Below are 7,002 nucleotides of genomic sequence, written 5' to 3' on the forward strand. Positions count from 1 at the left end.
AAATAAAGCAGTTTACACTCTCTATAATCCTAGTAATAATTGCGTGGAGTTTAGAACCGTACCTTATTAATCTTTCAGACATTAATAAAATATTAAAGATTAATTTACTCGCTCTTGATAATGATACAATGGCGAGTAAAAGCAATTATTCTTAGTTAGATTAAAGATAGAATCAATCTAGTTAACTATGAGGTAATAGTTATGGTGGTCACTTCAGAAGCAGCTAATCTCCAGAAATTTTCTTGGCAGTGGCAAAATCAAACTTTTGAGATTGTTTACGATATTCAAGGACAAGGTACACCAGTTTTATTATTACCTGCTTTTAGTACCGTTTCCAGTCGCGGAGAAATGGCAGGGATAGGGAAAATATTAGCGACAAAATTTCAAGTATATAGCTTAGATTGGTTGGGTTTTGGTGATTCTGAACGACCAATTCTCAACTACGAACCCGCTATTTTTAAACAATTATTAATTGATTTTGTTCAGTCCACTTTTAAGCAACCAGTCACCATTATTGTGGCAGGTCATGCGGCGGGATATGCCCTCAATTTAGCCAAAAATTACCCCAATTTACTAGATAAATTAGTCTTAGTTGCTCCCACCTGGTTGGGGCCATTGTGTGCCATGGGAGTCGCCCCAAAAATGCGTGATTTCTTGCGGGAAATGGTGCGTTTTCCCCTGTTAGGAGAAGGGTTATATTTTCTCAATACCACTCCTGCTTTCCTGCGTTTTATGTCTAGTCGTCATGTTTATGTAGATGGGGAAAAATTAACACCCGAATTAATTGCCCAGAAACATAAAATTACTCAACATCCTCACGCTAGATTTGCCCCAGCTGCTTTTGTAACGGGTAAACTGGATCCAGTGACTAATCGTCAGCAATTTCTCGATTATTTTGCTGGTTTAAAGCTGCCAGTGTTAGTAATTATTGCCGAAAACGCACCCCCAAAATCGAAAGCAGAAATGGAAGCTTTAGGGACTTTACCCCAAGTAAAAACGGTAAAACTACGAGGAACTCTAGGAATTCATGAAGAATATCCCATCCCTGTAACTGAGGCAATATTGCCTTTTTTAGGCTAAGTTAGGGATTAGAGTAGATTTCCTACCCGAACCGAATTTAACTCCTAGTTTTTATTGACCGACGAAAGCAGTAGTTAAACTATCATGAGTCAAAAAATGGGTCAAAAACACCGACACTTTGATTAGCAATAAAAAGTCAAACAATAGCAAACCCTAATTAATGATCGACACCACTAACTTCTAAGCGCCAGCAATCTTTCAATAATTGAATTAATTCCCCTCTAGAGCAATGGAGAGAACGCAACACACCCAAAAGCTGAACTAAATCGTAGGGTGACTCGATCTGCACCGTCAGGGGGGAGTACATTGGACATTGACAGCAAATACCAAGGGAAAGAAGACGATAATAGACTTCCCGTCTTTCCCCAGAGGAGAGGGGGGGGGAGTAAAGGAGTTTTTCGGGGGGACTATTCATGGTTACGGGGGAAATCTCATACCTTAATTATCACACAGTTGCAAATAATTATCAATTGCTTGAAAGCTAATCGCGATCATTCGCAGTCTCGATCGAGGGGATATTTCGAGGTAAAATCTTGGTCTTTGGCTGTTGACAGGTTTGAATAAGGGGTATAAGGAAGCTCATCTTTGGTAAGTCCCATCAGTTCGAGGAAATTTTTCTGGAAAATCCCTGTTGATTTTATTGAGAAAATAATGCAATAATTAGAGGAGAAGGTAATTCTACTAGCGGTGGTACTTATGCGGGAACCTCTCGTCACTCGTCTATTTCAACCCCGTGACCCCCTACCCTCGCGTCTGGATGCTCTTTGGTTAATCAATCGCGGTGTGGTTAAGGTGATGACGTGGGATGAGGAAGGAGAAATCGTCATCCTCGGCTATTGGGGAGAAAATGATGTGGTCGGTCGTCCCCTATCGCAGATTCAACCCTACGAGATGCAGTGCTGCACTAGCGTTGAAGCTACTTGTCTTCCTCTTGAACGGGGTAGCAGTCTTTCCTCGGCTCTCTGTCGTCACGTTCAACAAACTGAGCATTGGCTCTGTTCCCTGCGTCGCGATCGTCCTAGGCTGCGTTTTCTGAAAACCCTAATTCAATTATCGCAAAAGTTCGGTCGTCCCGCAGAAACGGGCCAGCGTATCGATATCCGTTTCACTCATCGGGAATTAGCCGAAATGGTCGGGATGACCAGAGTGAGCATTACCCGACTCATCAATGAATTCGAGCAACAAGGTCTGATTTCTCGGACGGGAGGACATATTATTGTTTTACCTTCTGCTGACACCCAATTTCATCCTTATTAGGAGATAAACCTATGGCGATTATTCACTGGGATAAATCGATTCTGACTTTTCATCTCAAAGAAATTATCGAAGATCACGAATCAGGAGATCGAACGGCTCTCTTTGGTTTGGGAACAATTGTTATCGGTGCGGTTGTCCTGCCAGCTGCGGTCAAATTAGGCCGACCAATTCTCAAACAAATTATCAAAAGTGGCCTATCTGTCCAAGCTCGATCGTCACTGGTAAAAACTTCTACTATTCCCCACAACCCGATCAATAATTAATTGGATTGCCTCTAGTTATCCCCTTTAAAAACCTCAAAAAGCTTACCAATGATTCTAGGTTGGTAAGCTCTTTTTTTGTCTTCAGCTTAACAATTATTTGGGAGAAAATCCCAGGACTTTCCCAGAAAAATTCAACCCTACTTAACTGAGGTAAGAGACTCTTGCTGACTTGCTTGCAGATGGGATTGAGCGCGAACAGCGCGGAACATCCCAAAACGACATAAACCCGTACCAAAGGCCAAACGCATCAGCAGAATTGTCGGCACTTCTCGGACGGATTTAACCAACCCAGTCAGACCAAATTGCCACCAACCTTGGGGACGAATCACCCCCTGCCAAATGGTATCAATCCAAGAGGGTAGAGTGGCTTTTGTCCAGTCAGCAGTCATCACTTCCCCATCTACCAATCCTGTGGCCGCTAACTGTTCGGCAAAACCTTCGATACTGGCAAAAGCGGGGTGGGACCACTGATCCAAAAGTTGGCGCATTACAGGACTTTCCCAGAAATTAAGCGGTTTTTGACGGTCATCTCGCTGATTCCAGTCCGCTACCACCAGGACTCCCCCCGGCTTGAGAACTCGCAGTAATTCCTGAGCAAAAACGGCTTTGTCCGGCATATGGGGACCGGCTTCAATTGACCAGACCACATCAAAACTCTCGTCGGGAAAAGAAAGGGCCATGGCATCATCGACCAAAAAGCGAGCATTTACATCTGGGGGTGTTAGTTCTTTGGCCCGTGCCACTTGTTTGGGACTAATGGTGACACCGGTAACGGCAAATCCGTAGTCGCGGGCCAGAATGCGACTGCTGCCACCAATACCACAACCGACATCGAGGAGAGTTGCACCGGTGGGTAGTTTATCCAAACCTCCCCAAGAGACCATTTCCGCCACAAAGTCAGCTTTTGCCTGTAGAAAGTCTTTTTTTTCTGGTGGGGAACCGTAGTGACCTAAATGGATGTGTTCGCCCCAATAGTATTCTAAAATCCCGTCCTGGGTCCATTGGTCGTAGGAATTGGCCACCGAGTCCGACGATTGGTACTTGCGAGAGGAAACAAAATAGACGACGATAGCGATCGCTAGGAGTAAACCTAAAGATGATGTCAGCAAAAGTATATTCATTAAATGCTGCCGGGCAAACTGATACAAAGCTTAATAACTCTTAAAGATTATACAACCTTGAGGTTCTGCGGTTGAGTGACTTTGGTTCCTCGCCAGAAATTAACTATCCCCGTTGAAAGCGACTGGTAATACAGCAGTTATCTTAATAGTTAAGTAGCTGGTTATAATTAAATTAAAAATGGATTTTAGGTTCGATCCCCCCTGCCCCCCTTGATAAGGGGGGTGCCGATCCCCCCTGCCCCCCTTGATAAGGGGGGTGCCGATAGGCGGGGGGATCTGACAACTTTTAACGCCTACCTACTTAGATCACTTCTGTAGTATTAAACTTTTATCTGTTTGTCCCTGTGGAATTGCCCTCAATCCATTCGTAAAAAGCCATAGATTCCGGAGAACAACGGCTGCATCCTCCGCATTTTTCTAGGGAAATCAGGCGAATTCGCCCCTTTTTCAGCAAGCGATCGAGCATGGGACTTAAGGCATCCGCTGACATCCGAAAGTGTGTAGATAAGTCAGACAGAGATGCTTTCTGATTTTTGGCAAGATAAGCCTGTATATCGATTAAAATCATGGTTTATAAGCGAAAAAAATCGAGAAAAGTTGCTTGATTGCGGTGGGTTACGGCGAATCTAAATAATTTGTTAGTTGCCTAGCTTTTTGTCGCCTAACCCACCCTACTTTTAAATTGCCGGACGGTTGATTTTTCGGGGACGGAGATTTTTTAAGGTGAATAAAACCCCGACTACGGTTAAACCCATCAAGACTATCCAAAAGAGAGAAAATCCCGGATGTCGAGAAAAAGTGGCGATTTGATAGAAGGAAGTGGCAACAATATAGGCCATTCCTGTGGTCCAGAGGGCAATAAAAACAGTCCAACCGGCATTAGTTTCGCGATATACGGCCGATGTGGCCGAAACACAGGGAAAATAGAGCAGAACAAACAACAGATAGGCAAAAGCACCCGCTTGACCATCAAATCTTTTCACCATCGCCCCAAAGATTCCTAAATCTACCTCTTGCTTCTCGGCAGCCGTTTTTTTATCTTGCAAATCACCAATATTCAAACCCAAGGGATCAAGTAATTGATTGGGTAATTGCGCTAAATTGGCGGGAATAGTGGCAATAGCTCGGTTAATTTGCCCCCAAAAGTCGAATTTTGCGACCGCTGCCCCCTTATTCGGGTTATCTTCCCCTGCTAGTTGGCTATAAATCGAGTTTAATGTCCCTACCATTGCTTCTTTGGCAAAAACTCCCGTAAAAATGCCCACCGTTGCCGGCCAATTTTGCTGCTCTAGTCCCATGGGTGAGAAAATAGGAGTTACAGCTTTACTGGTAGCACTTAAAACCGATCGCTCGCTGTCTTGATTACCAAAAGAACCATCAAAACTGACGGAGTTGAGTAATCCCAAAATCATCACCATTAAAACGATAACTCGTCCAGCTTTCCATAAAAACGCTTGCAGACGTTCCCAAGTGCGAATTAAAACCCCTTTCAGACGCGGTAGATGATAGGGAGGCAATTCCATAATAAAGTGACTGACTTCTCCCTTGAGTAGGGTTTTTTTCATCACCAATCCCGTCAAAATAGCGGCGAGAATTCCTAAGATATAAAGACCAAAAACGATGTTTTGACCACCTATGGGGAAAAAAGCCGCCGCAAATAGGGCATAAACAGGTAATCTGGCCCCACAGGACATAAAAGGGTTCATCATAATCGTCATTAAACGATCGCGAGAATTTTCTAGGGTCCTGGTGGCCATAATTGCCGGCACAGTGCAACCAAATCCCACTAGCATGGGAACAAAGGATTTACCAGGCAATCCCACCAAACGCATTAATCGGTCCATGACGAAGGCTGCCCGGGCCATATAGCCGGAATCCTCTAAAATTGACAAAAAGAGGAACATAAAGCCAATTACGGGGATAAAAGTGGCGACGGTTTGCACACCTCCCCCCGCTCCATCAGCGAGCAGAGCAATTAGCCAACCGGGGGTATGGATTTTTTGTAAAACTTGGGACAAACCATCGACAAAGATAGTCTGGGCAGTTAAATCGAAGAAATCGATAAAGGCAGCACTAACATTGATGGTAAACAAGAACATTAGGTACATTACGCCCAAAAATATCGGAATTCCTAACCAGCGATCGAGAACAATCCGATCAAGGCGATCGGACATGGTATCATTTATCTGTCCAGTCCGTTGAGTGGCTCCCTGGGTAACTTGTTGAATAAAGCCATAACGAGTATCAGCAATTAAAATATCAAGGTCTTCCCCTAAAACTTGGTGTATTTGTCGTCTATGCTTGACGATAATGCTTAATAGTTCCTGGGAGCGCAATTCTGGGGCGATGCGATCCTCGTATTGCAGTAGATTTAAAGCAGTCCATCTTGGCTCGACGATCCTTTTACTGCTATGGTCGTTAATGTAGGCAACAATCTCGTTAAGAGCTTCCTCAATTACCGCAGGATAAGCGACATAAGCGGCAGTATGGTTAATATTACTGACTAATTCCCCAATTTTTTGCTTTAATTCTCCGATTCCCTCCCCTTTAACCGCACTAATCGGGACGACAATTGCATCCATGCGAACGCTTAAGAGTTGCGGATTAACCACAATACCCCTAGTTTTGGCCACATCCATCATATTCAGGGCAATCAACATCGGTAAACGCATCTCCATGATTTGGGTAGTAAGGTAGAGATTGCGCTCTAAATTGGCAGCATCGACGATATTAATCACTAAATCCGCTTCTCCTGACAGCAGATAGTCCCTAGCGACTAATTCATCCATTCCTGTCTCCCCTTCTTCTACATCGAGGGAATAGACTCCGGGTAAATCCACAAGGGTGATATCTTCCCCGTTAACTTGAAATCTTCCCTCTTTGCGATCGACTGTTACTCCCGGCCAGTTGCCGGTGCGTTGATTGGCCCCTGTGAGAGCATTAAAAAGGGTAGTTTTGCCACAGTTAGGATTGCCAATTAAGGCGATAATGGGTTTGACCATAATTTAGGATATTGAGTGACGAATAGGCTTAGATGATTAAATTTAGCTTTTTGGGTCTATTTCTTCGACGATTAAAGTGTCTGCCTCCTGTTTACGCAGACTGAGATGAAATCCCCGCACTCGAATCTCGACGGGATCCCCCAAAGGTGCGACGCGAATAACGGTAAACTCTGTCCCCGGAGTTAATCCCATTGATAACAATTTTCCTTTGTATCCGCGCAATGCTCGGTCATAACCGACAACTTTACCCGCTTTTCCTATGGGTATCTCCCGCAGAAA

8 protein-coding genes are annotated in these 7,002 nt (G+C 44.2%); 3 read left to right on the forward strand and 5 right to left on the reverse strand.

Features of this window, described 5'->3' with window-relative positions; all coding sequences use genetic code 11:
- The first annotated feature begins 201 nt into the window (after positions 1-201).
- Positions 202-1,080, forward strand: coding sequence for an alpha/beta fold hydrolase (locus PX481_RS21750; protein WP_288095932.1), 879 nt, complete (start codon positions 202-204; stop codon positions 1,078-1,080).
- Positions 1,081-1,237: 157 nt separating this feature from the next.
- Here the strand turns inward: PX481_RS21750 and PX481_RS21755 are convergent, their stop codons facing one another.
- Positions 1,238-1,495 carry an Asr1405/Asl0597 family protein gene (locus PX481_RS21755; protein ID WP_002742227.1) on the reverse strand — a complete coding sequence of 86 codons (258 nt, stop codon included), beginning with the start codon at positions 1,493-1,495 and terminating at the stop codon, positions 1,238-1,240.
- Between the two features lie 281 nt (positions 1,496-1,776).
- Between PX481_RS21755 and PX481_RS21760 the strand changes: the two genes are divergently transcribed.
- A complete protein-coding gene (locus tag PX481_RS21760) occupies positions 1,777-2,337 on the forward strand; it encodes a Crp/Fnr family transcriptional regulator (RefSeq protein ID WP_288095933.1) in 561 nt (186 codons plus the stop codon).
- An 11-nt stretch (positions 2,338-2,348) separates the two neighbouring features.
- A complete protein-coding gene (locus tag PX481_RS21765) occupies positions 2,349-2,600 on the forward strand; it encodes a hypothetical protein (RefSeq protein ID WP_002752963.1) in 252 nt (83 codons plus the stop codon).
- Positions 2,601-2,737: 137 nt separating this feature from the next.
- On the opposite strand, the gene PX481_RS21770 is transcribed toward PX481_RS21765, so the two are convergent.
- From PX481_RS21770 to PX481_RS21785, 4 genes are all read right to left on the reverse strand, one after another.
- Entirely contained in the window at positions 2,738-3,721 is a 984-nt protein-coding gene (locus PX481_RS21770) for a methyltransferase domain-containing protein (protein ID WP_288095937.1), read from the reverse strand.
- 328 nt (positions 3,722-4,049) lie between these two features.
- Positions 4,050-4,289, reverse strand: a complete 240-nt coding sequence (locus PX481_RS21775) for a FeoC-like transcriptional regulator (RefSeq protein ID WP_002760210.1) — start codon at positions 4,287-4,289, stop codon at positions 4,050-4,052.
- 109 nt (positions 4,290-4,398) lie between these two features.
- Complete coding sequence (gene feoB / locus PX481_RS21780; protein ID WP_288095935.1) at positions 4,399-6,723, reverse strand: Fe(2+) transporter permease subunit FeoB; 2,325 nt, start codon at positions 6,721-6,723, stop codon at positions 4,399-4,401.
- A 42-nt stretch (positions 6,724-6,765) separates the two neighbouring features.
- The coding region (locus tag PX481_RS21785; RefSeq protein WP_288095936.1) for a FeoA family protein at positions 6,766-7,002 on the reverse strand (237 nt) is incomplete at its 5' end.

Source organism: Microcystis sp. M53603_WE2 (assembly GCF_030065435.1).